The organism is Duganella rivi (assembly GCF_009857435.1).
Classification (GTDB): Bacteria; Pseudomonadota; Gammaproteobacteria; order Burkholderiales; family Burkholderiaceae_D; genus Rugamonas; species Rugamonas rivi.
The window spans coordinates 617,772-644,144 of record NZ_WWCK01000002.1 but is presented as its reverse complement, the minus strand read 5'-3'; the positions used below and the strand labels follow the sequence as shown (position 1 = coordinate 644,144).

Genomic DNA, 26,373 nt, shown 5'->3' with positions numbered 1-26,373 from the left:
CGCGCTCGCTAGTGTCGCGCCCGCGCCTCACTTGCGCGGCGCGCCGCCCAGCGTATTCAGGGTGTCGGCCGCAGCCAGCAATTCGCGCGCGACATCGTTCAGGCGGCGCTGGCTGGAGCGGGCGTGCTCGCGCAACAAATTCAGCGCGCTCACTTGATCGAGCCGGTGGCGCTCCATCAGCAGGCCGATCGCCATGCCGGTTTCACGCCCTTCCCGCAAGGCCTGCCCGAGCCGCTGTTCTTCGGCCCGCAAGCTGCGGATTTCCGCGCCCCGCGCCAGCCCGGCGCGCACCGCCGGCAGCAGCTGCGCCAGGTCGATCGGCTTGCGCAGGAAACCCACCGCGCCGCTGCGGGCAGCCTGCTCCACCACCTGCTGCTCGTCGTTGGCCGACAAGAACATATGCGGCACGCCATGCAACTGCGCCGCCAGCTCGAGGCCGGACATATCGGGCATGGTGATGTCCAGCACCGCCAGTTCGGGCAGCGCCGCATCGTCGAGCGAGGCCAGCGCCTGGGCGCCGCTGCTGGCCAGCCGCACCCGCAGACCGGCCGCCTCGAGCGTGCGCGCCAGCAAGCCGAGGATCATCGGATCATCGTCGACCAGCAGCACCAGTGGCGCCGCCGGCAAGCGATCGGCGGCATGGTTCATGGCGCGGTTTCCAGTTCTGCCGTGCCGCCCGCTTCGCGGTGGCTGGCGGCGCGCAAGCGTGCCAGCGCGGCGCCGGCCTGCGCCGCGTCGCCGTGGCGGCAGGCCAGTTCCAGCGCCGCCGCCTGGGCGCCGCTGTCGGGACAGCCGAAGGTGGCGGCCGAGCCCTTGATCGAGTGCGCCGCCATCTGCGCCGCGTACAGGTCGCCGCGTTCCAGCGCCAGCGCCGCCTGCTCGACGCGCTGGCCGAGGCTGGCGCGGAAGGCGTGCACCATGGAATGGAATTCAGGCAAGTCGTCGAAGCTGGCCAACGCCACTTCGCGCCGCAGGTAGCGCGCCACCACCGCCTCAAAGGCCGGCCGCTCGATCGGCTTGGCCAGGCAGTCGTCGAAGCCGGCGTTGCGGTAGCGCGCCTGGTCCTCCGCCAGCACATTGGCGGTCAGCGCCACGATCGGCCGCCGGTAGCCCGCTTCGCGCAACTGGCGCGTGGCGCTGAGGCCGTCGAGGATGGGCATCTGGATATCCATCAGCACCAGGTCGGGCAGCTTGGCCAGTGCCTCGGTCACGCCCTGCTCGCCATCGCCGGCGCAACTGACCGTGGCGCCCATGCGCTCGAGCAGCTTGCTGATCAGCAGCCGGTTGTCGGCGCCATCCTCGACCACCAGCACGTGGCCGCTCACCGGGCCTTGCTCGAGCGCCGGCGCCGCCGCCATCGGCAGGGCCGCCGCCGGCGCGATGTCGGCGCGGATGGTGACGGTCATGGTGGTGCCCTGCCCCTTGGCGCTGCTGACCTGGATGCCGCCGCCCATGGCCTGGGCCAGTTGCCGCACCAGGTACAGGCCGAGGCCGGTGCCGCCGAAGCGGCGCGCCACGCTGCTGTCGGCCTGGGTGAACGGGGTGAACAGGTTGGCCACCTGGTCCTCGCTCATGCCGATGCCAGTGTCGTGGACCCGGCACCCCAGCAACTGGGCCTCGCTGTCGTACCACACCGCCACCTCGACTTCACCATACTCGGTAAACTTGATCGCATTCGATACCAGGTTGAGCAGGATCTGGCGCCAGCGGGTCGGGTCACCCAGCAGCGCCGCCGGGCACGCACCGTGCACCGCGGCCTGGTAGGCGATGCCGCGCTGCGCGGCCGAGGTGCGCATCAGTGCGCTGACGGCATTCAGCGCTTCCTCCGGCGAGAACAGCACGCTTTCCAGCACCAGCTTGCCCGATTCGACCTTGGACATGTCGAGGATGTCATTTATCAGCGACAGCAGGTGCTGGCTGTTGCGCACAATGATGCGTCCCAGTTCGCTGGTTTCGGCGCGGCCCGCATGTTCCAGCTGTTCGGCAAAGCCGATCACGGCGGTCAGCGGGGTGCGGATTTCATGGCTCATCATGGCCAGGAAGGCCGACTTGGCACGGTTGGCAGCGTCGGCTTCGGCTTTCAAGGCGCGCTGTTCGCGGACCGCGCCGTCGCGCTTGCGCATGGCGCGCAGCACGATCACGCACGCCGCCAGCACCGCCAGGCTGCACACCGCCCCCACTGCGGTCAGCTGGATGGCGAAGTTGCGCCACTGCGCCAGAAACACCTCCTCGGGCACCCCGACATTGATGACCAGCGGATAGTTCTGGATCAGCCGTGCTGCGCCCATGCGCACCACGGTGCGGCCGTTGTCCGACAGCCGCGGCGTGGCAACGATGGCGGTGCCGGACTCCAGCCCGCGCCGCACGATAATCTCGTAGCTGCTGCCATTGCGGTTGATCTGGCCCATCACATCGTCCTGGTGCGGCCAGCGCGCCAGCACCGTGAAATCGCGCCGGTACAGGGTAACGGCCGAGCCTTCGCTGAGCCGGATCTTGCCGTAGAAATCGCTGATCTGCTGGCTCGACACGCCGACCAGCACCACGCCGAGGAACTGGCCGTCCGGCGCATTGATGCGGCGCGACAAATAAAAGGTCCAGGCGCCGTTGCCCTTGTTGCGTACCGGCTTGCTCACGTACAGGCCCAGTTCGGCCGAAGCGCGGTGCGCCTGGAAATAGTCGCGGTCGGCCAGGTTGATGGCCGGCGCCGGATGGCTGCGGGTGAAATTGATCACCTGCCCGTTGGCGGCGACGATGGTGGCAACGTCGATTTGCGGCAGCACCCGCTTGCGGTCCTGCAGGCGCTGGAACTCGGCCTCGTCGCTGAGCCTGGCGCGCAGTTCGCTATCGCTGTGCACGCCCAGCAGGCGAATCCGTTCCAGCATGCCGTCGAGCATCAGGTCGGCCGCGCCCATTTCATGCGCGGTCTGCTCCGCCAGCAGCAAGGCGGTGCTGCCGAGCTGGTCGCGCCATTCGGCAATTTCGCTATCACGCGCCTGGTACAGCGCAATGCCGAGCGCGCTGGCGATGGTCAGCAGCAGCGCCGCGCCGGTGGCGGTAATCAGGGAGCGGGAGCGGTGTGAGTCAGGCATGTTGCTATCCGGTATGAGTTAGCACAATAGCACCAGCACCGCCTGCCGCTGCGGTTTTTTTTCGGCATGGCCGGGCAAGTGTTGCGAAGGCGCTACCTCAACGCTGACTATCAACACGATACAGATAGCGCTGCAGGGCGGTGCAGACCTGCTCGCTGCGGCGGGCCTGCTGGCGTGCCTGTATCTGGCCGCTCAGCTGTTGCTGCTGGCGCAGCGTCAGCCGCAGGCGCCAGATCTGCTGCAAGACGGCGGCCACGGCGCTGTCGTCGATGGCTTGTTTGGGCATGATGCTCTCCGTTTAAGGTTGACGTTGGTCGAGGTGGGCCTGGCGCGCCTGCAAGCGTTTCAGTTCGGCAATCGGAATATCGAAGGCGTCGTGCACCCGCAGCAGCACGCCGTCGCTGACCGGTACGCGGCGCCGGCGGATTTTGCTGATGCTGGACGGCGCCAGCTGCAGCCAGCGGCTCAGCTCAGCATCGTTTTTGATCTGCTGGCGCGCCATCACGCCATCCAGCAGGCAATGGGACAGGGGCGGGTCGGCCGGCCGGCCGCTTTTCTTGCTGCTCATGCTGCACTCCTCATCGTTGCAACTTCAGGATCATGAAAGCGGCGCTGGATCGCCAGCACCGCGTCGGTATCGGCCAGCAGCGCATCGACGCAAGCTGGATCGAAATGGCCGCCGCGCTGCTCCTGCAGATAGGCGATGGCCCGTCCCAGCTCCCAGCCCGTCTTGTAGGGACGGGCGGTGGTCAGGGCGTCGAATACATCGGCGACGGCGACGATCCTGCCGTACAGCGGTATCGCGTGGCCGCTAAGGCCGTGCGGGTAGCCGCCGCCGTCGAACCGTTCGTGATGGCTGATGGCGATCACGGCGCCGGCCTGCAGCAGGGGCGACTCGCTGTCGGCCAGGATGTCGGCGCCGATCTGCGGATGGCGCTGCATGATGGCGCGCTCTTCCGGCGTCAGCGGGCCGGGCTTGAGCAGCACCGCGTCGGGGATGCCGACCTTGCCGATATCGTGCATCGGCGCGGCGTCGCAAATCAGGTCGCATTCGGTGTCGTCCAGGCCGAGCCGGCTGGCGATCAGGCGGGCGTAGGCGGCCATGCGCAGCAGGTGGGAGCCGGTGTCGTTATCGCGGAATTCGGCCGCGCGTGACAGCCGGTGGATAGCTTCGTGCTCGCGCGCCAGGATGGCGGCGGTGGCGCGCCGCACGGCTTCGGCCAGGCTGTCGGCGCGCTCGGCCAGTTGCAGCTGGGCCTGGCGCAAGGCCAGCAGGTTGCCGATACGGGCGTTGAACTCGATACTGTTGACCGGCTTGGTCAGGAAGTCATTCGCGCCCAGCCGCAGCGCCTGGTGGCGCACCGCCACTTCGGTATCGGCCGTGACCATGACCACCGGCACTTCGCGCATGGCCGGCAGGGCGCGGAAATGGCGCAGGAACTCGATGCCATCCATGCCCGGCATCATATAGTCCACCACCACCAGGTCCGGCACGCGCTGGCCGCACCAGGCCAGCGCGGCAGCAGCGTCGTGCATGGGCAGCGCGTTGGCCACGTCCAGCATGCTGAGCATGTGGCAGAACAGGTCCAGATTCATCTGGTTATCGTCTACGACCAGCACTTTCATCACAGCTCCTTTCGGGTTCCCCTAGGCGTTCACCGGGATCGGCGGCATAATGGCGTCGGTCAATTGATTCGTCATTAAAATCGATTATGCCTGAATTTATGATGAAATCGATATATTCGTTAATTTTAATTGTTGATGTAGTTTATTGGTGACAACGAGTGCTATGAAAAATGCAACACAAACTGAGGAGGTCTGCACCACGCAGCGCGCGGCGGAATTGCTGGGCATTTCTGTGTCCACTGTGCAACAGCTGGTGGAGGCTGGCGAAATCGAGGCCTGGAAGACCAAGGGCGGCCACCGCCGTATCCCGCTGGCCGCCGTCATGGCCTATAAGCTGCAGCCGGGCGCCGAGCTGGCGCCGGCCAAGCCGCACAGCGCCCCCGGCGCCGCCGCGGTGCTGATCGTCGAGGACAACCCGATGCAGCGCCAGTTGTACCAGAAGCAGATCGGCAGCTGGGGCCTGCCCGCCACGCTGGCCTTTTGCGACAACGGCTACCAGGCCCTGCTGGAAGTGGCGCGGCGCCAGCCTGACATCCTGCTGGTGGACATCCTGATGGAAGGCATGGATGGCTACGAACTGATCAATACCATCCTGGCCGACAGCCATTTGCGGCCGATGCACATTGCCATCCTGTCGGGCCTGGACCATGAGGCGCTGCAGACCCGCGGCGGTGTGCCGCGCGGCGTGGTATTTTTCCAGAAGCCGGTCAACTTTGACGAGTTGCGCGGCTATCTGCGGGCCTGCTGCGCGCAGCTAGAACGCGACACCAAATAAATTTAACGAATTAATTGAATTTGACAAATCCGGGAATTTGACGCATGCTTCAGTTATCAGGCCGGCAGAACGCCGCCCATCTCGGGCAGCGACCGGCCACGGGAGTACGCCATGTGGCAATCCGTACAACGATACTGCGACACCCGCTGGACGCTGGCGGTGTTCACCGTGCTGCTGCTGGCCGGCACCTGGGGCCTGACGCTGTGGCAGCTTGATAACGATGAGCGCCAGGTGCGCGCCGCCGCCGAGCGCGAAAGCCGCGACCTGGTGCGGCTGTTCAGCGAACACGCGGCGCGCACCGTGCTGGCCGCCGACCAGGCCGCGCTGTTCTTGCGCCAGCGCTACGCTGCCGAGGGGCGGCGCCTGAATGTCAGTGAAGAGCTGAAAAGCAGCCTCGGTGCGGGCCGCCTGTACAACCTGTTCACCATTGTCGACGCGCAGGGCAATGTCGTCCTGTCGAGCCAGCCTTTCGTGCCGACCAACCTGTCGGATCGCCCGCACATCCGGATTCACAGCGCCCATAGTCCCGATCTGCTGTATGTCAGCGCGCCGGTGCTGGGGCGGGTGTCGCGCAAATGGTCGCTGCAAGTCTCGCGCCGGATTACCATGGCCGACGGCAGTTTCGGCGGGGTAGTGGTGGTGTCGCTCGATCCGCTGTATTTCACCCACCTGTACGGCGAAGTGGACGTTGGTCACTTCGGCTCGGTCGCCCTGATCGGCGCCGATGGCGTGGTGCGGGCCCGGCGCGTCGGCCAGCAGGACAGCCTGGGCCAGAATATCAAGTCCAGCGCGGTGTTTGGCGCCATGTTGCGCGGCGCCGGCGGCGGCGTGTACGACGGTCCGATCGATGGCCGCAAGCGGTTTTATGCCTATGCGCCGCTGACCGGCCTGCCCCTGTATGCGCTGGTGGGCCTGGATCGCCAGGAACGCATGGCCAGCTTTGTCGAGCACCAGCGCTTGTCGCTGGCGCTGGCGGCCCTGGTCACCGCCGTGGTGCTGGCCTTCAGCGCCGCCCTGAGCGCGCTGACGCGCCGCCTGATTGTCAGTCGCGAAGCGGCCTGTGCCGCCAACGTCGCCAAGTCGCGCTTCCTGTCGAATATGTCGCACGAACTGCGCACCCCGCTCAATGGCGTGCTCGGCTATTCAGAGTTGCTGCAGGCTGAACTGGGCGCCAGCAAAACCGGTGATTTTGCCAGCCGTATCCATGCATGCGGGATGCGCCTGCTTGGCCTGGTCGAAGCGGTACTGGAATTGAGCGGACTCGAATCAGGCCATGCGGCACTGGATCTGCGCCAGGAGCAGCTTGGCGAGCTGGTGCAGCGCGCGCTGAGTGCCCATCGCACCATGGCCGAGTCCAAGGGCCTGGCGCTGAAACTGGAGTTCGGCCACAACCTGCCGCGCCATTATGTGTGCGACCGCGCCAAGCTGCTGCGCGTGCTCGATATCCTGCTGCGCAACGCGGTCGAGGCGGCCAGCGCCGGCAGCGTGCGGCTGCTGGTGCGCAGCGCCCCCAACCAGCTGATGTTCCGCGTCTGCGATACCGGCCCCGGCATTCCTGCCGCCGTGCGCCAGCGCCTGTTTGAACAATTTACCGTGGCCGACGATAGCGCCAGCCGCGGCCGCGATGGCGCCGGCCTCGGCCTGGCCATCGCCCATCGCCTGACCCAACTGATGGGCGGCACCATTTTGCTGGAAAGCAGCAACAACGACGGCACGGTCTTTGTGGTGACCCTGCCCTATCTGCGCCTGCAGCACGCCGCCGGCGCCATCACCATGAGCGAGGAGGCATCATCATGAGCACAGCTATCTACCAAGCAATCGACCCGGCGGTGCTGATGCGCCTGGCTGGCGACCGCAGCACCTTCCGCGTGCTGGCGCAAACCTTCATGGAGCATGCGCCGGAGCTGTTCCGCCAGCTGGTCAGCGCCCTGCAGCGCGGCGATTATGCCGCCATTGGCCGCCTCAGCCACTCCCTCAAGGGCATGACCACCCTGGTCGGCGCCGACCGCCTGACCGCGCAGCTGCAGGCGCTGGAGGTGGCGGCGCGCAGCCAGCAGCCGGCAGAGACGCCGGAACTGGGCCGGCTGTTCATGCAAGTGCTAACGGAAGTGACGGCCAGCGTTGAGGATGACAGCATTGCCGCCTGAACCGGTGGTGGCCGCGGGCCCGGCGCCAGGCCAGCGCGCGGGCGGCAGCGCACGGCGGCTGGCGGCGCTGATCTGCGCCGGACTGCTGGCGCTGCTCGGCGCCAGCGTCGGCGCCTCCGGCTGGCTGCTGCGCGAGCATGAGATCGCGGACTGGCGACTGGACCTTGGCAACCTGAGCCAGGTGCTGGCGGAGAACGTCGCCCAGACCCTGGGCTCCGGCCACCTGATGCTCGATAGCCTGGCCGGCCTGGCGCACAGCAATACCGGCAACCTCGACAGCCTTGAGGTCCACCGCAGCATGCGCGACCAGGCCGCCATGCTGCCGCAAATCGCGGTCGCCGAAATCGTTGATGCGGCCGGCACAGTGCAGGCCTCCACGCGCGGTCATCCGGCGGTACCGGCCAGCGTCGCGCAGCGCGATTATTTTCGCTACCACCGCAGCCACGCAGTCGCGCAGCCCTATCTGAGCGCACCCGAGGCGGACCCGCGCGACGGCCGCCAGATTTTTTACCTGAGCCAGCGGCTCGACGATAGCCATGGCCGATTTGCCGGCGTGGCAGTGGTCGGGATCTCGGCCGCCTATCTGAGCGAGTCATTCCGTACCGCCAGCCTGAACGGGCAAGCGGCAATCGCGCTGTACCGGCAGGATGCCACGCTGCTGGCGCGCTGGCCGCTGGCGTCATCGGCGCTCGACATGCCGCGCCTCGCCAGCGGCAAGCAACACGATATCATCTACCTTGCGCCCGGCCGTGGCGCCGGCGCGGCGGCCGCCAGCCTGATTGCCGTACGCGCGGTGCGCGACTATCCGGTGCTGCTCAGCGCCAGCATCAGCGACCGCACCTTGTTCTCCGGCTGGCACACCAGCATGCGCCTGATCGGCGCTGTCGGCGCCGCCAGTGCGCTGGTCACACTGGCGGCATTCTGGCTGGTGGCGCGCTTGCTGGCCCGGCGCGAAAGCGACGCCAATCAGGCGCTGGCGCTCAAGGCGCGCGCGGACGAGGCCAACGCCGCCAAATCGCGCTTCCTGGCCATGATGAGCCATGAAATCCGCACGCCTATGAATGCGATACTGGGCATGTCCGAATTACTGCTCGATACCAAGCTCGACCCCAAGCAGCGCGGCTATGCCAACAACGTCCATCAGGGGACGGCCCAGCTACTGAACATCATCAACGACCTGCTGGACTTTTCGCGGCTTGAGGCCAATCGGATGCCGATCAGCCGTCAGCCATATGATCCGGGGCAGCTGGTGGCGCAAATGGTGGCCTTGCACCGCCCGGCCGCTGAACGCAAGGGCCTGCGGCTGCTGTACCGGTGCAGTGCACCGCCCGGGCAAGTCGAGGGCGACATCGGCGCCCTGCGCCAGATTCTGGGCAACTTGCTCGACAATGCGATTAAATTTACCTCCAGCGGTGAGGTCGAACTGAGCTTCAGCGCCCGTCCCGAGGGCGAGCAATGGCTGCTGCGATACCGGGTGCGCGATCAGGGCATCGGCATCGCCGCTGCGGCGCAGGCACAATTGTTCGAACCGTTCAGCCAGCCTGAACGCGATGCCAGTTACACCGGCACCGGGCTTGGGCTGGCGATTTGCCATCGGCTGGTTGGCTTGATGGGCGGCAGCATCACCTGCACCAGTGAGGCTGGCGCAGGGGCAAGCTTCAGCGTTGATATTCCCTCGCGCTACCTTAGCGTGCCGGCACCGGCACCGGCCCCCACACCAATCTCGCCAGCCGCGGGCAAGCGGGTGTTGCTGGTGGAAGACTCCGAAATGAACCGGCAACTGGCCTCCATCCTGCTGAAAAAACTCGACTGGGAAGTCGACGAGGCGCATGACGGCGCCCAGGCGCTGGCGGCGCTCGAGCGCGGCAGTTATGACATCGTACTCATGGATTGCATGATGCCGGTCATGGACGGTTATGAAGCGACGCGTCGCTTCCGCCTGTGGGAGCAGGCGCAAAACCGGCCACGTACCCCGGTGGTGGCACTGACCGCCAGCGCCATCGAGGGGGACCGCGAACGCTGTCTGGCAGCAGGCGCCGATGATTACCTGAGCAAGCCGTTCACCACCACGGCGTTCTCAACCATGCTGGCGCGCTGGCTGCCCTCAAATGATGCCGCAGAACAACATAAATAAACGATTTAATCAAATTAATTGATTTCATCAAATGTCAGTGGCATGATGGCTTCAACGCGGCAGGTGCCGCCATCTTCGGCTGGAGTCCATCATGTCTTTTGCAAAAAAACTGTACATCCTGATTTTCATTGCTGTCACGGGTCTGATCGCGCTGGGCGCAAGTGGCATGCTGCAGATTCGTTCCGTCTATGAGGCGGCGAACTACGCCAACGACAATTCTTTACCCAGCATTGAGCACCTCGACGATGCGGCGGAAGCCATGTTCCGCATGCGCATCCTGGTCTGGAAGCACATCGCCAGCGCCGCGCCGGCGGACAAGACCGCTGCTCTGCAAGATATTCGCGCGCACCAGCAACTTATTGCGGACGTACTGGCACAATATGAAAAAGAAGACCTGTCGGACGACCATGACCGCCAGTTGCTCCAGGACGACCGCGACAAATTGAACGCCTACTACGCGGCACGCGATGCCGTGCTGGCGCTGTCGACCGCGGACAATTTCGAGGATGCGCGTCATCAACAGATGGCGATCCAGAAAGAAATCGCCGCTGCGGACCAGGCTTTGCACGATCATCGCGCCTACAACATCAAGCTGGCAGACGCGGCGTCGCAGCAAGCCGCCGCGACGCGCAGCAACGCCATGCTGCTGTCGGGCACGATCGCCATCCTGATCACGCTGGGCGTGACGGCGGCGGGTGTGCTGCTGGTCCGCCAGCTGGTACGTGCCCTGCGCGACGCAGTGTCGCTGGCCGACGCGGTGGCCGGCGGCGACCTGACGGTGCGCGTCCAGAACAGCAGCAACGATGAAATCGGCCAGCTGCAGCGGGCACTGAGCCAGATGAGCGACAAGCTTACCGCCATCATCGGCGAAGTGCAGGACGGCGCCCACGCGATCCAGACCGCCTCCAGCGAAATCGCCAGCGGCAACATGGACCTGTCGGCCCGCACCGAACAGCAGGCCGGCGCGCTCGAGGAAACCGCATCCTCGATGGAGGAACTGACCAGCACCGTCCAGCACAACGCCGACAACGCACTGCAGGCGCGCCGGCTGGCCAGCGACGCCGCCGGCACCGCGCAGGAAGGCGGCCAGGTGGTGAGCCAGGTGGTCGACACCATGGCGGCCATCAGCGCCGCCTCCTCCCGCATCGTCGATATCATCAGCGTCATCGATGGCATCGCGTTCCAGACCAATATCCTGGCGCTGAATGCCGCTGTCGAGGCGGCGCGCGCCGGCGACCAGGGCCGCGGCTTTGCCGTGGTCGCCTCCGAAGTGCGCAGCCTGGCCCAGCGTTCGTCCGCAGCGGCCAAGGAAATCAAAGCGCTGATCGACGACTCGTCGGCCCGCGTACAGCAAGGCGGCGTGCTGGTGGCGCAGGCCGGTGGCGCAATGCAGCGCATCGTCGACAGCATCAACCGCGTGGCGGATGTGGTGGGCGAAATTTCCGAAGCCAGCGGTGAACAGAGCGACGGCATCCAGCAAATCAACCAGGCCGTCACCCAAATGGACGACATGACCCAGCAGAACGCAGCGCTGGTCGAGCAGTCCGCCGCCGCCGCGGTCGCCATGCGCGAGCAGGCCGATGCGCTGACCAGCCTGATGGGGCAATTCCGCCTGCCGGGTGGCGCACCCGCCCTGCCCGCGAAGGCGAAACCACACGCGCTGCGAGCGACGCGCAACCACCTGGCCTTGGCCTACGCCTGAGGCATCAAAGACCCTGCCGTTTGTCGAGTGTTTCTCCGCAAGAGTCCACTCCAACTGGCCTCAATGCAAAAAGGGCAGCCCACGGACTGCCGGTACTATGGCGCTTCGACCGGGATCACCGTCAGCTCGGCGGCGCTGGTCCAGCCGTTGTGCCAGACGTCGTCCAGCGCGGTGAAGCGGAAGTAACGGGCGCCGGTCGGCGCGAAGCGCACCTCCTGCAGGTCGGGATTGTTGCGCACGTTGGAGAACACGCCGCGCGCGACGGCGGTGTGCCATTGCGCGCCGTCCGCGCTGGTTTCGAAGCGGAAATGCTCGACCGTGCCGTTGAGCTGGCCGTCCTGGCGCGGCTGGTACACCAGGCCGGCGATGCGGTGCAACGCGCCCATGTCCACCGTGATCGCGTGCGGCAGCTGCGGGTCCGACGGCCACCGGGTTTCCCAGAACGTGGCCGGGTCGCCGTCGATGGCCAGCGCCGCGCTGTCGCGGTGTTGCTGCAGGTCGCCGCTGGCCACCGTCGTCACCTTCCAGCCGCGCGGCGACAGGCCGATGAAGTTGCGCGCGCCGATCACGCCCAGCCGGCCGTCCGGCAGCAGCCGCGCCGCCTTGACCAGGTTACTCCCGCCCAGCGCCAGCGGCGCCGTGTAGACCGGCGAATGGCGGCCGGGATCGCTGCCGTCGGTGGTGTAGACGATGCTGCCGCCGGCGGCATGGCTGATGCGCACGCTGCCGTCGGCGCCGCGGTCGGCGATCGCCGGCGGCAGCAGATCGGCCGACTGCAGGTACAGGCCGATCTCGGCCAGCGTCGGCGCCAGCCGCGCGCCGGTGATGCGCACGCGCACCCTGGACGCCGTCACCGGGGCCTCCAGCCGCAGCAGACGGCGATGCCCCACCGTGGTCAGCGCATCGCTGGCGACCGTCTTCGCGGCGACCCAGGCGGCGCCGTCCCAGGTCTCCAGCACGAACGCTTCGATGCGCTGGCCGCGCTGGTCCACCGCCTCCTGCAGCGACACCACGTCGAAGCGCGCCGGCTTGGGCAGGCGCAGCGTCAGCATGCCGTCGCTGCGGCCGGCGGCGGCCTCCCACCAGGTGTCGAGCTTGCCGTCGAGCGTCGCCGCCGCGCCGTGGCCGGGCGCGGCATGGTCGGCCTCGACCCTGGCGCCGACCGCCAGGTTGGTGGCAAAGGTGGCGCGCACCACCTCGGCCACCTGCGCCAGCGCCGTCACCTGGTCGTCCGGCAGCAAGCCGCGTTGGTCGGGCGACAGGTTCAGGATCAGGTTGCTGTTGCGGCCAATCGAGGCGTAGTAGATGTCGACCAGCTGCGCCACCGGGCGCGGCTTCTTGTTGGCGGCCCAGAACCACTGGCCGTTGGCCAGCGCGGTGACGTTGGTCTCGGCCGGATACCACCACAGGTGTGCGCCGGGCGTGAGGCGGGAACGCCCGCCCAAGTCGGCCGCCTGCATGTCCGGCCAGTCGAACTGGCCCGGCGCGGTGGGCAGCGGCACCACGCTCCATTCAGTGGTGCGGCCGTAGCCGCTCTCGGTGCCGACCCAGCGCACGTCCGGCCCCTTGCCCATGATGACCGCCTGCGGCTGCAGCTTGCGGATCAGGTCGTACCAGGCGGCGTAGTCGTAGCGCTCGGTCACGCTGGGGTCGGGGTTGGCGCCGTCGAACCAGACTTCGTGCACCGGGCCGTAGGCGGTCAGCAGCTCGTACAGCTGGTTGAGAAAGTAGCGGTTGTAGTCATCGACCTGGTAGCTGAAGGTGCCGAAACCCGGCGCCGGCGCGCGGCCCCTGGCCGGATCGCTCTTGAAGCTGGCCGGATCGGTGGGGATGGTGGACAGCCGCACGGCGCTGCCGTTGCCGTAGTAGCCGTCGGGGTTGGCCGGATTGGTGCGCAGCTGGTACAGGTCGGCCGGCGACAGGTAGATGCCCAGCTTGACGCCGGCGGCGCGCGCAGCGTCGGCCACTTCGCGCACCAGGTCGCCCTTGCCGCCGCGCCACGGGCTGGCCGCCGACGAGTGCGCGGTGTAGCGGCTCGGCCACATGGCGAAGCCGTCGTGGTGCTTGGCCACCAGCACCAGCATCTTGCCGTCGAACTGCTTGACGCTGCGCAGCCATTGGTTCGCGTCCAGCGCGCTGGGGTTGAAGATGGCCGGGTCTTCGCGTCCGCTGCCCCACTCCACCTGGTTGAAGGTGTTGACGCCGAAGTGCAGGAAGAAGGTGCGTTCCATGCGCATCCAGGCCGACTGGTTCGGGCGCGGCAGCACCTTGGCCGCTTTTTCGGCGATCACGGCGGCGCTGTCGCCGGCGGCGATGATGTGCTCGCTCGCATACGGGATCGGGCCGGCGGCGCCGGCCAGGCGTGGCAAGGTCAGCGCCAGCGCGATCGCCATGGTGGTCATGCGTTTCATATGGTTTCTCCGTGCCGCGCTCATTTGGACAGCAGCTCGACGCCGTACGGCGGCAGCACCAGCTTGCCGTTCCAGCGCTGGCCGGTCAGCATGCCGGCCATACTGCCGTCGATGCCGACTTCGCGCGGCTCGGTGGTGGTGTTGACGTACAACACCCTGCCCTCGACTTCGCGCGCGTAGACGCCGTCCGGTGTCGCCGGTCCCGGCTTGATCCCGAGGCTGGCGTACAGCTGGCGGTACAGCGGCCGCATCAGCTGCGGCTGGGCCGGCGTGGCGACGTAGATCGCCTGCCCCTTGCCGTACTGGTTGACGGTGACCGACGGCGGCATGCCCTCTGTTTTGGTGAAGCGCGCCAGCACCTGCGCGCTCGACGGCTCCAGCACCTCGTAATATGGGATGCTGCTCTTGATGTCCTCATCCCCGATGCGGGTGAGCAGCCCCTCGTCCTTGTAGAACTCGTTGGTGCGCAGGCCGAAGACGTCGCTCAGGCCGCCCGGCAACGGCGTGCCGTACCATTGGTTGCGGCCATCGACCTTGGCCGAATAAGCGGTCATGACGGCGGTGCCGCCGTCGGCGACGAATTTGCGGATCGCGTCCGTGCTGGCCTGGTCCAGCAGGTACATGCCGGGCACCACGAGCAGGCGGTAGCGGCTCAAGTCTTCGTGCGCAATATTGATCACGGCGACGTCGACATTATCCTTGAGCAGCGGTGCGAAGGCGTTGTGCGCCTGCGTCATGTACGGCGTGGTCAGGTAGGGCTTGACGGTGTTGGTCTGCTGCGAGCCGACCGGGTTGGTGGCCTGCATGTTGTCGAACGAGTAGGCGATGGCGACCTTGGGCTGGGTCATGCGCGGGAAGCCCAGTTTTTGCAGCTTGGCGAAATCGGCCGCGATGGTGGCGAACTCGCCCAGCTTCCAGGACGGCCGGTCGTCGTGGTCGAGCAGGCCGAACAGCGCCTGCTCCTCGCCGCCCAGATGGCTGTTGAAGGTCCACGCCAGCACCGACTGCGCGCCCAGCAGCAGGCCGAAATGGGCCCACATGCGCGAGCGTCCCTTGGTGCCGTAGTAGCCGGGACCGCCGGCGGTGAACTCGTTGAACCAGATCGGCGTGGACATGCCGGCCTTCATCATCAGCGCCTCGAAGCCGGCGCCAACCGGCTCGCCCGGATAGAAGCCCATGGCGCCGTAGTGGGCGTAGCGGCGGTAGCTCGACAGGTAGTCGAAGCCCTTGCGCCCGGCGCTGTCCCACAGGTTGGAGATGGCAGGCTTGTCGGGCGCGTTCTTTTGCCGCACCGCTTCCAGGTCGGCCAGCGTCTCGATGGTGACGTCGGACCAGTAGCGGCGCAGGTCGAGCTGGCGCTCGAACGGTCCGGGGCCCTCGGCGTAAGGCAGGCGCACCTCGTCCCAGTCGCCGATGCGGCGCGACCAGCGCTGCGTGGCCCAGGCCTGGTTCAGCGCGTCGAGGTTGCCGTACTTCTTCTTGAGCCAGACGATGAAGCGCTTGCGGTCGGCCTCGGAATACGACATGAAGCCGTTGCCGATCTCGTTGTCGAAGCCGATCGCCATTAGCGCCGGATGCCTGGCGTAGCGCCGCGTCAGCGTGTCGGCGAAGCGCTTCACCAGGCGCTTGTAGTCGGGATCGCTGATATTGTCCATGTAGCGCTCGGCCGGATCGAGGCGCGTGCCCTGCTGCGTGACCAGGTCGACGCCGGGATATTTGCGGTGCAGCCACAGCGGCGCCGGCAGGCCGGCGATGTCGAGGATGACCTTGATGCCGGCCGCATGCATCTGGTCCATGATCGCGTCGAAGCGCTGGAAGCTGAATTGGCCGTCGGCCGGCTCGAAATAATCCCACGACAGGTCGCCCATGCGCACCACCTTGAAGCCGGATTCGCGCATCAGCGCGATGTCGCGCGCGATCTGTTCGGCGCTGCGGTCGACCGGCTGGTAGCAGGTGCCGACGTACAGCTGGCCGGCACCCGGCCAGTCGGGATGCGGCGATGCCGGCGCGGCGGTCGCGCGCAGGGCGAGCAGCGCCAGCATCGACGCGGCGGCAAGGTGTTTGAAACGGGGGCGAAATGGCGGAAGCGCCGGTCGAACACGGGGCATGAAAAGGTCTCCTTGGTTGCCGTCTGATTATGGCGGTCATGGTAGCAGCGCCAACGCGCTGCGGCGTGCGTGCAAGGAGACTTGGAATATTTTGTACTGCGGGTTGGTGAATTTCATAAATCCACCAACGCTCGCGCCGTAGCGGGGAACGGCAGGCAAGGATAAAACAAAAAGGGCAGCCACATCGGCTGCCCTTCTTCATCTTGGAGCGGGAGAAGAGTCTCGAACTCTCGACCTCAACCTTGGCAAGGTTGCGCTCTACCAACTGAGCTACTCCCGCTGAGGAGCTTTGGAGGCGAGGATCGGAGTCGAACCGACCTAGACGGCTTTGCAGGCCGCTGCATAACCGCTTTGCTACCTCGCCAGAGGAAACATTTACTACGAGATAACAGCTGGTTACGCGCTGCAATCCGAAATTCTGGAGCGGGAGAAGAGTCTCGAACTCTCGACCTCAACCTTGGCAAGGTTGCGCTCTACCAACTGAGCTACTCCCGCATGGAGTTTGTACTGCTTTTACTACGAACACTCGCGTTTCCGAGGAAACTGGAGCGGGAGAAGAGCCTCGAACTCTCGACCTCAACCTTGGCAAGGTTGCGCTCTACCAACTGAGCTACTCCCGCATTTCGAGTCCAGCATATTAGCAGGTGACTGCTGTTTTTGCTAGTACTACTTGTTTTCGATGACTACGCTTGGAGCGGGAGAAGAGTCTCGAACTCTCGACCTCAACCTTGGCAAGGTTGCGCTCTACCAACTGAGCTACTCCCGCTTTGCTTCGTCGTCATCAACAACAGGCCAGCATTATAGAGGTTCTACAGAGGCTGTCAATGGTAAAAATTTGCTGAATGAAAAATATTGTTTATACGGTTAGAGCTGGCCCGACTTTTCCTTGATCAGCGGCCATGCCAGGCGCAGGTAGTAGAACATCGACCACACGGTCAGCACCGCCGCCACTTCCAGCAGGCGCGCGCCCCAGAACTGGCTGTCGACGGCGCCCCACAGCACGTCATGGAACAGCAGCAGCGGAATGGCGGTCATTTGCGCCGTGGTCTTGATCTTGCCCAGTGAGCTCACCGCCACCGACTTGGAAGCGCCGATCTGCGCCATCCACTCGCGCAGCGCCGAAATGGCGATCTCGCGGCCGATGATGATGAAGGACATCACGGCGTTGGCCCGATCCAGCTGCACCAGCACCAGCAAGGCGCCGGCCACCATCAGCTTGTCCGCTACCGGGTCGAGGAAGGCGCCGAAGGCCGAGGTCTGGTTCCAGCGGCGGGCCAGGAAGCCGTCAAACCAGTCGGTGACGGCGGCAACGATAAACACCAGCGTGGCCGCCAGATTCTGATCCGCCACCGGCAGCACAGTGGTGGGAAGGTAGTAGACACCCACCACCAGCGGAATCAGCGCAACGCGCAACCAGGTCAACAGAATCGGGATATTGAAAGGCATAAGCTCAAAATAAAGTGCGGCCATGAAAATGTGTAATGCGCCGCTAGTCTACCTTGACGCAGCACATTAAACCAGCACCGTAGAAGCCACGCCCGCTCAATGAAGCTGCTTGTAGATTTCCTCGGCCAGGGCGCTGGAGATGCCCTCCACGGTCTTGAGGTCTTCCACGCTGGCGTTCATCACGCCGCGCAGGCCGCCGAAGCGGGCCAGCAAGCGTTGCCGGCGCTTGGCGCCGATGCCTTCGATTTCCTCCAGGCGCGAGGTTTGGCGCGTCTTGGCGCGCTTGGCGCGCATGCCGGTGATGGCGAAGCGGTGCGCCTCGTCGCGGATTTGCGCGACCAGCATCAGCGCCGCCGATTCCTTGCCCAGTTCCTGCGATGGGCGGCCGTCGACGAACATCAGGGTCTCCAGGCCAACGCGGCGGCCCTCCCCTTTCGCCACACCGACGATCAAGCTGATGTCCAGCCCAAGTTCGGCAAACACCTGGCGCGCCATTTCGATCTGGCCCTTGCCGCCGTCGATCAGCACCACGTCCGGCATCACGCCGTCGCCGTTGGCGACCTTCTCGTAGCGGCGGTACAGCACTTGGCGCATGGCGGCGTAATCGTCGCCCGGCGTGATGTCGTTGATGTTGTAGCGGCGGTATTCGCCGTTCTGCATCTGGTGGTGATGGAACACCACGCACGAGGCCTGCGTCGCCTCGCCCTGCGTATGCGAGATGTCGAAGCATTCCACGCGCAGGGTGTCGATGTCCTCCGGTTCCAGCTGCAAGGCTTCGACCAGCGCGCGCGTGCGCGATTGCTGCGAGCCCTGCTCCGACAGCAGCCGCGCCAGCGAAATCTCGGCGCCCTTCTGCGCCAGCTCCAGCCACTTGCGGCGCTGATCCTGCGGCTGGAACACGAGGTTGATGCGGTGGCCGCACTGCTCCTGCAAGGCTTGAATCAAGGCCGGGTGATCGAATTCGATATTCAGGATCAGCGTGCCTGGGATGAATTTGTCCGCGTAGTGCTGGGCGAGGAAGGCCGACAGCACTTCCACTTCAATCGCGTTTTCCGCGATCGCTTCAGCGTCGCCGACGTGGGTCGGGAAGTAGGCACGGTCACCGAGGTGGCGGCCGCCGCGCACCATCGCCAGGTTGACGCAGGCGCGCCCGCCCTGCACCAGCACCGCGATGATGTCGACGTCGGCGTCGCCGGTGGTCTCCATGCTTTGCTGGTGCAGCACGCGCGATAGCGACTGGATCTGGTTGCGCACCGCCGCCGCCTGCTCGAATTTGAGGTCGGCCGCGTAGGCGTGCATTTTCTTTTCGAGGTCTTCCAGCACTTCGGACTGGCGGCCGCGCAGGAAGCGCGCGGCGTTTTCCACATCGAGCTTGTAGTCTTCCTTGCTGATCAAGTCCACGCACGGGCCGCTGCAACGGCCGATCTGGTTCAGCAGGCATGGGCGCGTGCGGTTGGCAAACACGCTCTCTTCGCAGGTGCGGATCTGGAACACCTTCTGCAAAATCTGCATCGATTCCTTGACCGCCCACGAGCTAGGGAAAGGCCCGAAGTACTGGTTCTTCTTGTCCACCGCGCCGCGGTAGTAGACCATGCGCGGCGCATCGCCGCCGGTGATTTTCAGGTACGGATACGATTTATCGTCGCGGAACAGGATGTTGAAGCGCGGGCTCAGTGCCTTGATCAGGTTATTCTCAAGGATCAGCGCTTCGGCTTCGCTATGGGTGACGGTGGTTTCGAGACGCGCAATGCGCTCGACCATCATGGCGATGCGCGGGCTGCTCAGGTTTTTCTGGAAATAGCTCGACACGCGCTTTTTCAGGTCGCGCGCCTTGCCGACGTAGAGGACTTTATCCTCGGCGTCGAAATAGCGGTACACGCCCGGCAGATTGGGCAGCTTGGCGACGGTGGCTAGTACTTTTTCGCGCGGATCGCTTACTTCTTCATTCACTTTTCCTGCTCCACGATGACGAAGGCGACCGCGTAGTCTTCCTCGTCGCTGACGGTGACTTGCGCCGACAGCTTATTCTTTTCCATGAATTCTTTCAGCACGCCGCTACAGACGATCATCGGCTTGCCGCTTGGGTGATTCAGCATCTGCGCGGCGGGCCACGTCATCGGCATGCGCATGCCCAGGCCGATGGCTTTCGAGAAGGCCTCCTTGGCCGCGAAACGCGTCGCCACGAAGCGGATGCCGCGCACCGGGTGCTTGGCCTTGCGCGCCAGGTACTTCTCAAACTCCTGCGGCCCCAAAATCTTTTTGGCAAAGCGATCGCCGCGTTTTGCCAGCGCCGCTTCAATGCGCGGAATTTTGCAGATGTCGGTGCCGATCCCGTAAATCATTGCGCGCCTCGGCCGAGGCGCGTAGACACCATGATGGCCTTCATCTCGCGCACGGCGTTTTCCCAGCCAACGAAGACGGAGTGCGCGACGATGGCATGGCCGATATTCAGTTCCGCGATTTCCGGGATGGCGGCAATCGCTTGCACGTTGGTGTAATGCAGGCCGTGGCCGGCGTTCACTTTCAGGCCTTTCGACACGCCATGCAGCACGCCGCGATAGATGCGTTCCAGTTCAGCGGTTTGCTCTGCGCCTTCGGTGTCGGCGTAACGGCCGGTGTGCAGTTCGATCACCGGCGCGCCGACGGCGGCGGTGGCGTCCATCTGCTCCGCTTCCGCATCGATGAACAGGCTGACGCGGATGCCTTCCGCTTGCAGCTGTTTCACTGCGCGCTCGACGGCGTTGTAGTTGCCGACGACATCGAGGCCGCCTTCGGTGGTGACTTCGGTGCGCTTTTCCGGCACCAGGCAAACGTCGGCCGGCCTGATTTTGCAGGCAAAGTCGATCATCTCCTGGGTAACAGCGGCTTCCAGATTCATGCGGGTCAGCAGCTTGGGCGCAAGCGCGATCACGTCGGCATCCTTGATGTGGCGGCGGTCTTCACGCAGGTGCAGCGTGATGCAGTCGGCGCCGGCCTGCTCGGCCAGCAGCGCGGCGCGGATCGGATCCGGGTACTGCGTGCCGCGCGCGTTGCGCAAGGTGGCGACGTGGTCGATGTTCACGCCCAAGTCGATGATGGTGCCGGATGGTTGCAGGAAGCTCATGGTTCTATTCTCGTTATAACTGGGACAGATCGATCAGGATCTGGCGGGTGTTCAATGGCGCGCCGTTCAAGTGGTGTGCGACCAGGAAGCGCATTAGCTGCTTGCTTTGGACTTGGGTGGCGACGTCTTCGTAATTTTCGCACTCCATGTCGAGCAGCGTTTTGCCTGCCACGCGCGGCCACGGGTCGGAGGCGCGCTCGGGACGTGGGCCGCGTTCGGGATCGACCACGTAGATCACGCCGGCTTGCACGGAGCGGCGCGTTTCAACGCAGCGCGTCAGGTCGGCGGCGACGCCTGTCTCTTTAAGTAAGGCCCGTTCGAATTTTCGCAAGACGATGGGCGCGGGTTCATTATGCGCCAACTGATTCAAGGTCGAGACGTAGTGGTCGAACAAGGCCGGATGCGCGTCGTCGCGGGCCAGCAGCTTGACCAGCAGTTCGTTCAGGTAGAAACCGCATAGCAGCGCGGTTTTCTCCAGCGGCAGCATGCCGCCTACCCATTCGGCGTCAGTCAGCGTGCGCAGTTCGGATTTGCCGACCCAGCTTGAGGACAGGGGCTGGAAGGTTTGCAGCACGCCGCGCAGTTGCGAGTGGGGCCGTTTCGCGCCCTTGGCGATCAAGGCCACGCGGCCGAAGTCGCGCGTGAACAGGTCGATAATCAGGCTGGTTTCTTTGTAGGGATAGCTGTGCAGGACGAAGGCCGGCTGGCCGGCGACCTTGGTGCCGACGGTGCGCTCGCGCGATGATGCGCGTGGCCGTTTGGCCGGCGCTGCGGCAGTTGCCGCAGGCGCGCCAGCGTCCACCGGCGCCGCTGCTGGCGGCGCGTCCAAGGTGGCGTCTGGCGTGGTGGACATGCTGGTGTGGGCGGCCCGCTTACTCGTAGCCGTAGGCGCGCAGACCTGCTTCGTTATCAGCCCAGCCGGATTTCACTTTCACCCATATCTCAAGGTAAACCGGGCCGCCGAACAGTTTTTCCATGTCCAGGCGCGCCTGGGTGGAGACTTCTTTCAGGCGGACGCCCTTGTTCCCGATGATCATCGACTTGTGGGTGTCGCGTTCGACCAGGATGGCGGCAAACACGCGGCGCAGCTCACCTTCCTGCTCGAACTTCTCGATCAGCACCGTGCTGGTGTACGGCAGCTCGTCGCCGACAAAGCGGAACAGCTTCTCGCGCACGATTTCCGACGCCATGAATTTTTCCGAACGGTCGGTGATATCGTCGGCATCGAAGATGGCCTCGTTCTCCGGCAAGAGCTTCTTCAGTTCTTTTTCCAGGCCATCGAGCTGGAAGCGCAGCTTGGCCGATACCGGCACGATGGCCGCGAAATTGAACTTGGACGCCACTTGCTGCGCGAACGGCATCAGCGCTGCCTTGTCCTTCACGCGGTCGGCCTTGTTGATCACCAGGATCACCGGCACTTCGGTCGGCAGCAGATCCAGCACTTGCTGATCGGCCGGGCCGAAGGTGCCCGCTTCGATCACGAACACGATCACGTCCGACGAGATCAGGGTGTTGGTGACGGTCTTGTTGAGCGTCTTGTTCAGCGCATTGGCGTGGCGGGTCTGGAAGCCCGGCGTATCGACGTAAATGAACTGGGCGTCGTCGTAGGTCTGGATGCCGGTAATGCGGTGGCGCGTGGTCTGCGCCTTGCGCGAGGTGATGCTGACCTTGGCGCCAATCAGCGTATTCATCAGCGTGGACTTGCCGACGTTAGGGCGGCCCACAATAGCGATGTAGCCGCAACGGAAGTTGCTGGCAGAGGTCTGTTCGGTGGTCATGATGTTCTCTTATTATTTGTTGGCGGCCTTAGCCGAGGAGCTCGGCTGTTCCTGCACGGTGGCGATGCCGGCCAGCTTGAGCTGGGCGGCGCGCGGCTTGGACTTGCGGGCCGCTGCCGGCGCTTTTTGCACGGCTTGTTCAGCGGCGGCCAAGGCCAGCTTGGCGGCTGCCTGTTCGCCGGCGCGGCGGCTGCCGCCACGGCCGAACACCTGGATGCCCAGCTTGGGCACCAGGCATTCGATTTCAAATTCCTGGCTGTGCGCGGCGCCGTGGGTGGCGATCACATTGTATTGCGGCAGCGAGATTTTTTTCGCTTGCAGGAATTCCTGCAGCAGGGTTTTGGCGTCCTTGCCCAGGGTCTGCGGATCAACCGAATCCAGGATCGGGATGTAGAACGAGCGGATCACGTCGCGCGCCGGGTTGAAGCCGCCGTCGAGGTAGATCGCGCCCAGCAGTGCTTCCAGCGTGTCGGCCAGGATCGACGGACGGCGGAAGCCGCCCGATTTCAACTCGCCCTCGCCCAGGCGCAGGAACTGCGACAGCTCCAGCTTTTGGGCGATTTCAAACAGCGACTGCTGCTTGACCAGGTTGGCGCGCAGGCGCGACAAATCGCCTTCGTCGATTTCCAGGTAGCGGTCGTACAGGATGGACGCCACCACGCAGTTCAGGATCGAGTCGCCAAGGAACTCCAGCCGTTCGTTATGCACACTGCTATGGCTACGGTGCGTCAGGGCCTGCTGTAAAAGACCAGCATCCTGGAACGTGTAGCCTAAACGAGTTTGCAATAACTGGAGATTCATCAGCGGTTTCTTTATTGGGTTTTCGCGGGGGCGGCGCCGCCTTTGGCGGTGGTGCCTTCATATTCAAGCAATAAGCTGGCCGGTCCGACCAGCGGGATTTTCTTTTCGTAGGCGAAGCTGACTTCGAATTCGTTGTTCACTTTTTCGATGACCAAGTCGCGGCCGGTGATCGAGGTCACGTAGCCGCTGACGGCGCTGGCGTCGAAGGCCTTCTGGATCTCGACCACGGAGCCACCGGTCGCTTTCGCGCTCACGATGGCGTTCTGGATCGCACGGTACTCGGTGTAGGTGGGGACGATTTTCAGCCCCAGCACCAGCACAAAGCCCACCAGCGCCAAAGCGAAGATCAAGCCAACCAGCGAAATACCATCCTGCCGTTTTTGCATCTTAGTCCCTTTCGAGCCTGCGCACAGAATTAGTGAATGCTGCCGATACGGCGCAGATTACCCAAATTCATCCAAACGAAAAATGCTTTTCCAACAATATTCTTATCCGGGACAAAGCCCCAGTAGCGGCTGTCCGCGCTGTTGTCGCGGTTGTCGCCCATCATGAAGTAATTGCCTGCTGGAACTACGCAGGTAAAGCCTTCATAGCGGTAGGTGCAGGCCTCGTTGTTCGGGAAGGCCAGCACGCCCTCGCGCTTGTAGGTCGGGTCTTCCGCGTTGTTCAGGATGCGATGGCTGACGCCGGTCAGGTTTTCCTGATATTGCTTGCGGTAAACCAGCTTCTCGTCATCGAGGTAGTCATCCATGGCGGTGTACTTCACTTCTACGCCGTTCACGGTTAAGCGCTTGTTTTCATACGTGATTTTATCACCCGGCACGCCAATGACGCGCTTGATGTAATCCTGACTCATATCCAGCGGATATTTGAACACCATCACGTCGCCGCGCTGCGGGTCGTTGATCTGCACGATCTTCTTGTTGATCACCGGCAGGCGGATGCCGTAGGTGAACTTGTTCACGAGGATCAGGTCGCCCACCAGCAGGGTCGGCACCATCGAAGTCGACGGGATCTTGAATGGCTCGTACAGGAACGAGCGCAGGAAGAACACCAGCGCGATCACCGGGAAGAAGCTGCCCGAGTACTCGATCCACGTCGGCTGGCGCAGGATGCCTGCTTCCAGCTGGGCGCGGTTGCCGCTGTTGTCGACCTTGATGCCGTCGGCAGTCAGCTTGGCGTTGCGGGCGTCGTACTCGGCCAGCGCGCGGTCGGCCGCAGCACGGCGCTGCTTGGCCAAATAAAACACATCCAGAAACCAGATCACGCCCGTGATGACCATCAGCACGAACAGGATTAATGCAAAGTTACCTAAGATGACTTGCAGGTTCATTTCTCGTCCACTTGTAAGATAGCCAGGAACGCTTCTTGTGGAATCTCGACCGAGCCCACTTGCTTCATGCGTTTTTTACCGGCTTTTTGTTTCTCCAGCAGTTTCTTCTTACGGCTGACGTCACCGCCGTAGCACTTGGCCAGCACGTTCTTGCGCAGCGCCTTCACGTTTTCACGCGAGATCACGTTGACGCCAATGGCGGCCTGGATCGCCACGTCAAACATCTGGCGTGGAATCAGTTCGCGCATCTTGGCAGCCACCTGGCGGCCGCGGTAGGCCGAGTTGGAGCGGTGGACGATAATCGCCAGCGCGTCAACTTTGTCGCCGTTGATCAGCATATCGACCTTGACCACGTCCGAGGCACGGTATTCCTTGAACTCGTAGTCCATCGAGGCGTAGCCGCGCGAGGTCGACTTCAGCTTGTCGAAGAAGTCCAGCACGATCTCGCCCATCGGCATTTCGTAGATCAGCTTGACCTGGCGGCCGTGGTAGCTCATGTCCATCTGCACGCCGCGCTTGGCGATACACAGGGTAATCACCGAGCCCACGTACTCTTGCGGCATGTACAGGTTGACCGTGACGATAGGTTCGCGGATTTCGTTGATCTTGGTGTTTTCCGGCATGCGCGATGGGTTGTCCACCTTGACGATGGAGCCGTCGCGCATTTCCACCTCGTACACCACGGTCGGCGCGGTGGTGATCAGGTCCTGGTCGAACTCGCGCTCCAGGCGCTCCTGCACGATTTCCATGTGCAGCAGGCCGAGGAAGCCGCAGCGGAAGCCGAAGCCCAGCGCCTGCGACACTTCCGGCTCGTACATCAGGGCGGCGTCGTTCAGTTTCAGTTTTTCCAGCGCGTCGCGCAGCGCGTCGTACTGGTTGGCTTCGACCGGGAATAGGCCGGCGAACACCTGCGGCTGGACTTCCTTGAAGCCCGGCAGCGGCGCCGGCGCAGGGGCCGATGCCAGGGTGATGGTGTCGCCCACGCGCGCGGCTTTCAGTTCCTTGATGCCGGCGATGACGAAGCCCACCTGGCCGGCGGTCAGCTGCGGCAGCGACACCGAGCGCGGCGAGAAGATACCGATATCTTCCACCAGCTGCACCGATTCGGTAGCCATCAGTTTGATCTTGTCCTTTGGTTTCAGGGTACCGTTGACCACGCGCACCAGCATTACCACGCCGACGTAGGCGTCATACCAGGAGTCGATGATCAGCGCCTGCAGCGGCGCGGTGGCGTCGCCCTTCGGCGGCGGCACCTTGGCAATGATCGATTCCAGCACGTCTTCCACGCCCAGGCCGGTCTTGGCCGAGCATTGGACGGCGTCGCCGGCCTCGATGCCGATCACGTCCTCGATTTCCTTGATGGCATTCGGTGGATCGGCGTTCGGCAGGTCGATCTTGTTCAGCACCGGCACCACTTCCACGCCGAGATCCAGCGCGGTGTAGCAGTTGGCCACGGTCTGGGCTTCCACGCCTTGCGAGGCGTCAACCACCAGCAGCGCGCCTTCGCAGGCCGACAGCGAGCGCGACACTTCGTACGAGAAGTCGACGTGGCCCGGGGTATCGATCAGATTCAGGTTGTAGACCACGCCATCGCGGGCCTTGTATTGCAGGGCGGCGGTTTGCGCTTTGATCGTAATGCCGCGTTCGCGCTCGAGGTCCATCGAGTCGAGCACTTGCGCCTCCATCTCGCGGTCGGACAGGCCGCCGCACAGCTGAATAATGCGGTCTGCCAGCGTCGATTTGCCGTGGTCGATGTGGGCGATGATGGAGAAATTACGTATGTTATTCATTAACAAAAATTCAAAAACGGGTTTGAAACGACGGATGCACAATACAAAAAAGCGCTCCGAACGGGGGCTATGCCCTGACGAGCGCCTTGTGGAAATATGATTTGCCCCGGCATTTTACCGGATTTCAGAG

Annotated in this window: 22 protein-coding genes and 5 tRNA genes; 5 read left to right on the top strand and 22 right to left on the bottom strand. The window is 64.3% G+C overall.

Annotated features, from left to right (window positions below):
* Nucleotides 1–27: 27 nt before the first annotated feature.
* From GTP45_RS07560 to GTP45_RS07540, 5 genes are all read right to left on the bottom strand, one after another.
* Nucleotides 28–648, bottom strand: a complete 621-nt coding sequence (locus GTP45_RS07560; protein WP_161013236.1) for an ANTAR domain-containing response regulator — start codon at nt 646–648, stop codon at nt 28–30.
* On the bottom strand, nt 645–3,089 hold the full coding sequence (locus GTP45_RS07555; protein WP_161013235.1) for a hybrid sensor histidine kinase/response regulator: 2,445 nt from the start codon (nt 3,087–3,089) through the stop codon (nt 645–647). Before GTP45_RS07555 ends, GTP45_RS07560 begins: the two co-directional genes overlap by 4 nt.
* 97 nt (nt 3,090–3,186) lie before the next feature.
* Nucleotides 3,187–3,375, bottom strand: a complete 189-nt coding sequence (locus GTP45_RS07550; RefSeq protein WP_161013234.1) for a hypothetical protein — start codon at nt 3,373–3,375, stop codon at nt 3,187–3,189.
* Nucleotides 3,376–3,387: 12 nt separating this feature from the next.
* Entirely contained in the window at nt 3,388–3,657 is a 270-nt protein-coding gene (locus GTP45_RS07545) for a helix-turn-helix domain-containing protein (protein ID WP_161013233.1), read from the bottom strand.
* Nucleotides 3,654–4,715 (bottom strand): HD domain-containing phosphohydrolase, encoded by a 1,062-nt coding sequence (locus GTP45_RS07540; RefSeq protein WP_161013232.1) that lies wholly within the window; start codon nt 4,713–4,715, stop codon nt 3,654–3,656. Before GTP45_RS07540 ends, GTP45_RS07545 begins: the two co-directional genes overlap by 4 nt.
* 163 nt (nt 4,716–4,878) lie before the next feature.
* Here GTP45_RS07540 and GTP45_RS07535 point away from each other — a divergent pair, with 163 nt between their 5' ends.
* From GTP45_RS07535 to GTP45_RS29155, 5 genes are all read left to right on the top strand, one after another.
* Nucleotides 4,879–5,490 (top strand): response regulator, encoded by a 612-nt coding sequence (locus GTP45_RS07535; protein WP_161013231.1) that lies wholly within the window; start codon nt 4,879–4,881, stop codon nt 5,488–5,490.
* A 111-nt stretch (nt 5,491–5,601) separates the two neighbouring features.
* Nucleotides 5,602–7,287, top strand: a complete 1,686-nt coding sequence (locus GTP45_RS07530) for a sensor histidine kinase (protein ID WP_161013230.1) — start codon at nt 5,602–5,604, stop codon at nt 7,285–7,287.
* Nucleotides 7,284–7,637, top strand: a complete 354-nt coding sequence (locus tag GTP45_RS07525) for an Hpt domain-containing protein (protein WP_161013229.1) — start codon at nt 7,284–7,286, stop codon at nt 7,635–7,637. The genes GTP45_RS07530 and GTP45_RS07525 overlap by 4 nt, the downstream gene beginning before the upstream one ends.
* A complete protein-coding gene (locus GTP45_RS07520; protein ID WP_229258368.1) occupies nt 7,627–9,771 on the top strand; it encodes a hybrid sensor histidine kinase/response regulator in 2,145 nt (714 codons plus the stop codon). The genes GTP45_RS07525 and GTP45_RS07520 overlap by 11 nt, the downstream gene beginning before the upstream one ends.
* A 91-nt stretch (nt 9,772–9,862) precedes the next feature.
* Nucleotides 9,863–11,473 (top strand): methyl-accepting chemotaxis protein, encoded by a 1,611-nt coding sequence (locus tag GTP45_RS29155; protein WP_308494588.1) that lies wholly within the window; start codon nt 9,863–9,865, stop codon nt 11,471–11,473.
* 95 nt (nt 11,474–11,568) lie between these two features.
* Here the strand turns inward: GTP45_RS29155 and GTP45_RS07510 are convergent, their stop codons facing one another.
* From GTP45_RS07510 to lepA, 17 genes are all read right to left on the bottom strand, one after another.
* Nucleotides 11,569–13,884, bottom strand: coding sequence for a discoidin domain-containing protein (locus tag GTP45_RS07510; protein WP_229258367.1), 2,316 nt, complete (start codon nt 13,882–13,884; stop codon nt 11,569–11,571).
* Nucleotides 13,885–13,904: 20 nt separating this feature from the next.
* Entirely contained in the window at nt 13,905–15,992 is a 2,088-nt protein-coding gene (locus GTP45_RS07505; protein ID WP_161013226.1) for a beta-galactosidase, read from the bottom strand.
* Nucleotides 15,993–16,196: 204 nt separating this feature from the next.
* Nucleotides 16,197–16,272: transfer RNA gene (locus GTP45_RS07500), tRNA-Gly, on the bottom strand.
* A 10-nt stretch (nt 16,273–16,282) separates the two neighbouring features.
* Nucleotides 16,283–16,356, bottom strand: a tRNA-Cys gene (locus GTP45_RS07495).
* A 55-nt stretch (nt 16,357–16,411) separates the two neighbouring features.
* A tRNA-Gly gene (locus tag GTP45_RS07490) sits at nt 16,412–16,487 on the bottom strand.
* 49 nt (nt 16,488–16,536) lie between these two features.
* A tRNA-Gly gene (locus GTP45_RS07485) sits at nt 16,537–16,612 on the bottom strand.
* 70 nt (nt 16,613–16,682) lie between these two features.
* A tRNA-Gly gene (locus tag GTP45_RS07480) sits at nt 16,683–16,758 on the bottom strand.
* Between the two features lie 98 nt (nt 16,759–16,856).
* On the bottom strand, nt 16,857–17,438 hold the full coding sequence (gene pgsA / locus GTP45_RS07475) for a CDP-diacylglycerol--glycerol-3-phosphate 3-phosphatidyltransferase (RefSeq protein ID WP_161013225.1): 582 nt from the start codon (nt 17,436–17,438) through the stop codon (nt 16,857–16,859).
* A gap of 96 nt (nt 17,439–17,534) precedes the next feature.
* On the bottom strand, nt 17,535–19,388 hold the full coding sequence (uvrC, locus tag GTP45_RS07470; RefSeq protein ID WP_161013224.1) for an excinuclease ABC subunit UvrC: 1,854 nt from the start codon (nt 19,386–19,388) through the stop codon (nt 17,535–17,537).
* Nucleotides 19,385–19,780 carry a holo-ACP synthase gene (gene acpS / locus GTP45_RS07465; protein WP_161013223.1) on the bottom strand — a complete coding sequence of 132 codons (396 nt, stop codon included), beginning with the start codon at nt 19,778–19,780 and terminating at the stop codon, nt 19,385–19,387. The genes uvrC and acpS overlap by 4 nt, the downstream gene beginning before the upstream one ends.
* Complete coding sequence (gene pdxJ / locus GTP45_RS07460) at nt 19,777–20,541, bottom strand: pyridoxine 5'-phosphate synthase (RefSeq protein ID WP_161013222.1); 765 nt, start codon at nt 20,539–20,541, stop codon at nt 19,777–19,779. Before pdxJ ends, acpS begins: the two co-directional genes overlap by 4 nt.
* Before the next feature lie 13 nt (nt 20,542–20,554).
* Nucleotides 20,555–21,394 (bottom strand): DNA repair protein RecO, encoded by an 840-nt coding sequence (recO, locus tag GTP45_RS07455; RefSeq protein ID WP_161013221.1) that lies wholly within the window; start codon nt 21,392–21,394, stop codon nt 20,555–20,557.
* A gap of 19 nt (nt 21,395–21,413) precedes the next feature.
* A complete protein-coding gene (gene era, locus GTP45_RS07450; protein WP_161013220.1) occupies nt 21,414–22,319 on the bottom strand; it encodes a GTPase Era in 906 nt (301 codons plus the stop codon).
* A gap of 12 nt (nt 22,320–22,331) precedes the next feature.
* Nucleotides 22,332–23,120 carry a ribonuclease III gene (gene rnc / locus GTP45_RS07445; RefSeq protein WP_161013219.1) on the bottom strand — a complete coding sequence of 263 codons (789 nt, stop codon included), beginning with the start codon at nt 23,118–23,120 and terminating at the stop codon, nt 22,332–22,334.
* Between the two features lie 11 nt (nt 23,121–23,131).
* Entirely contained in the window at nt 23,132–23,506 is a 375-nt protein-coding gene (locus GTP45_RS07440; protein ID WP_161013218.1) for a DUF4845 domain-containing protein, read from the bottom strand.
* A gap of 29 nt (nt 23,507–23,535) precedes the next feature.
* A complete protein-coding gene (gene lepB / locus GTP45_RS07435) occupies nt 23,536–24,453 on the bottom strand; it encodes a signal peptidase I (RefSeq protein WP_161013217.1) in 918 nt (305 codons plus the stop codon).
* Nucleotides 24,450–26,243: a translation elongation factor 4 gene (gene lepA, locus GTP45_RS07430; RefSeq protein WP_161013216.1), complete on the bottom strand. Its 1,794-nt coding sequence runs from the start codon at nt 26,241–26,243 to the stop codon at nt 24,450–24,452. The genes lepB and lepA overlap by 4 nt, the downstream gene beginning before the upstream one ends.
* Nucleotides 26,244–26,373 lie beyond the last annotated feature (130 nt).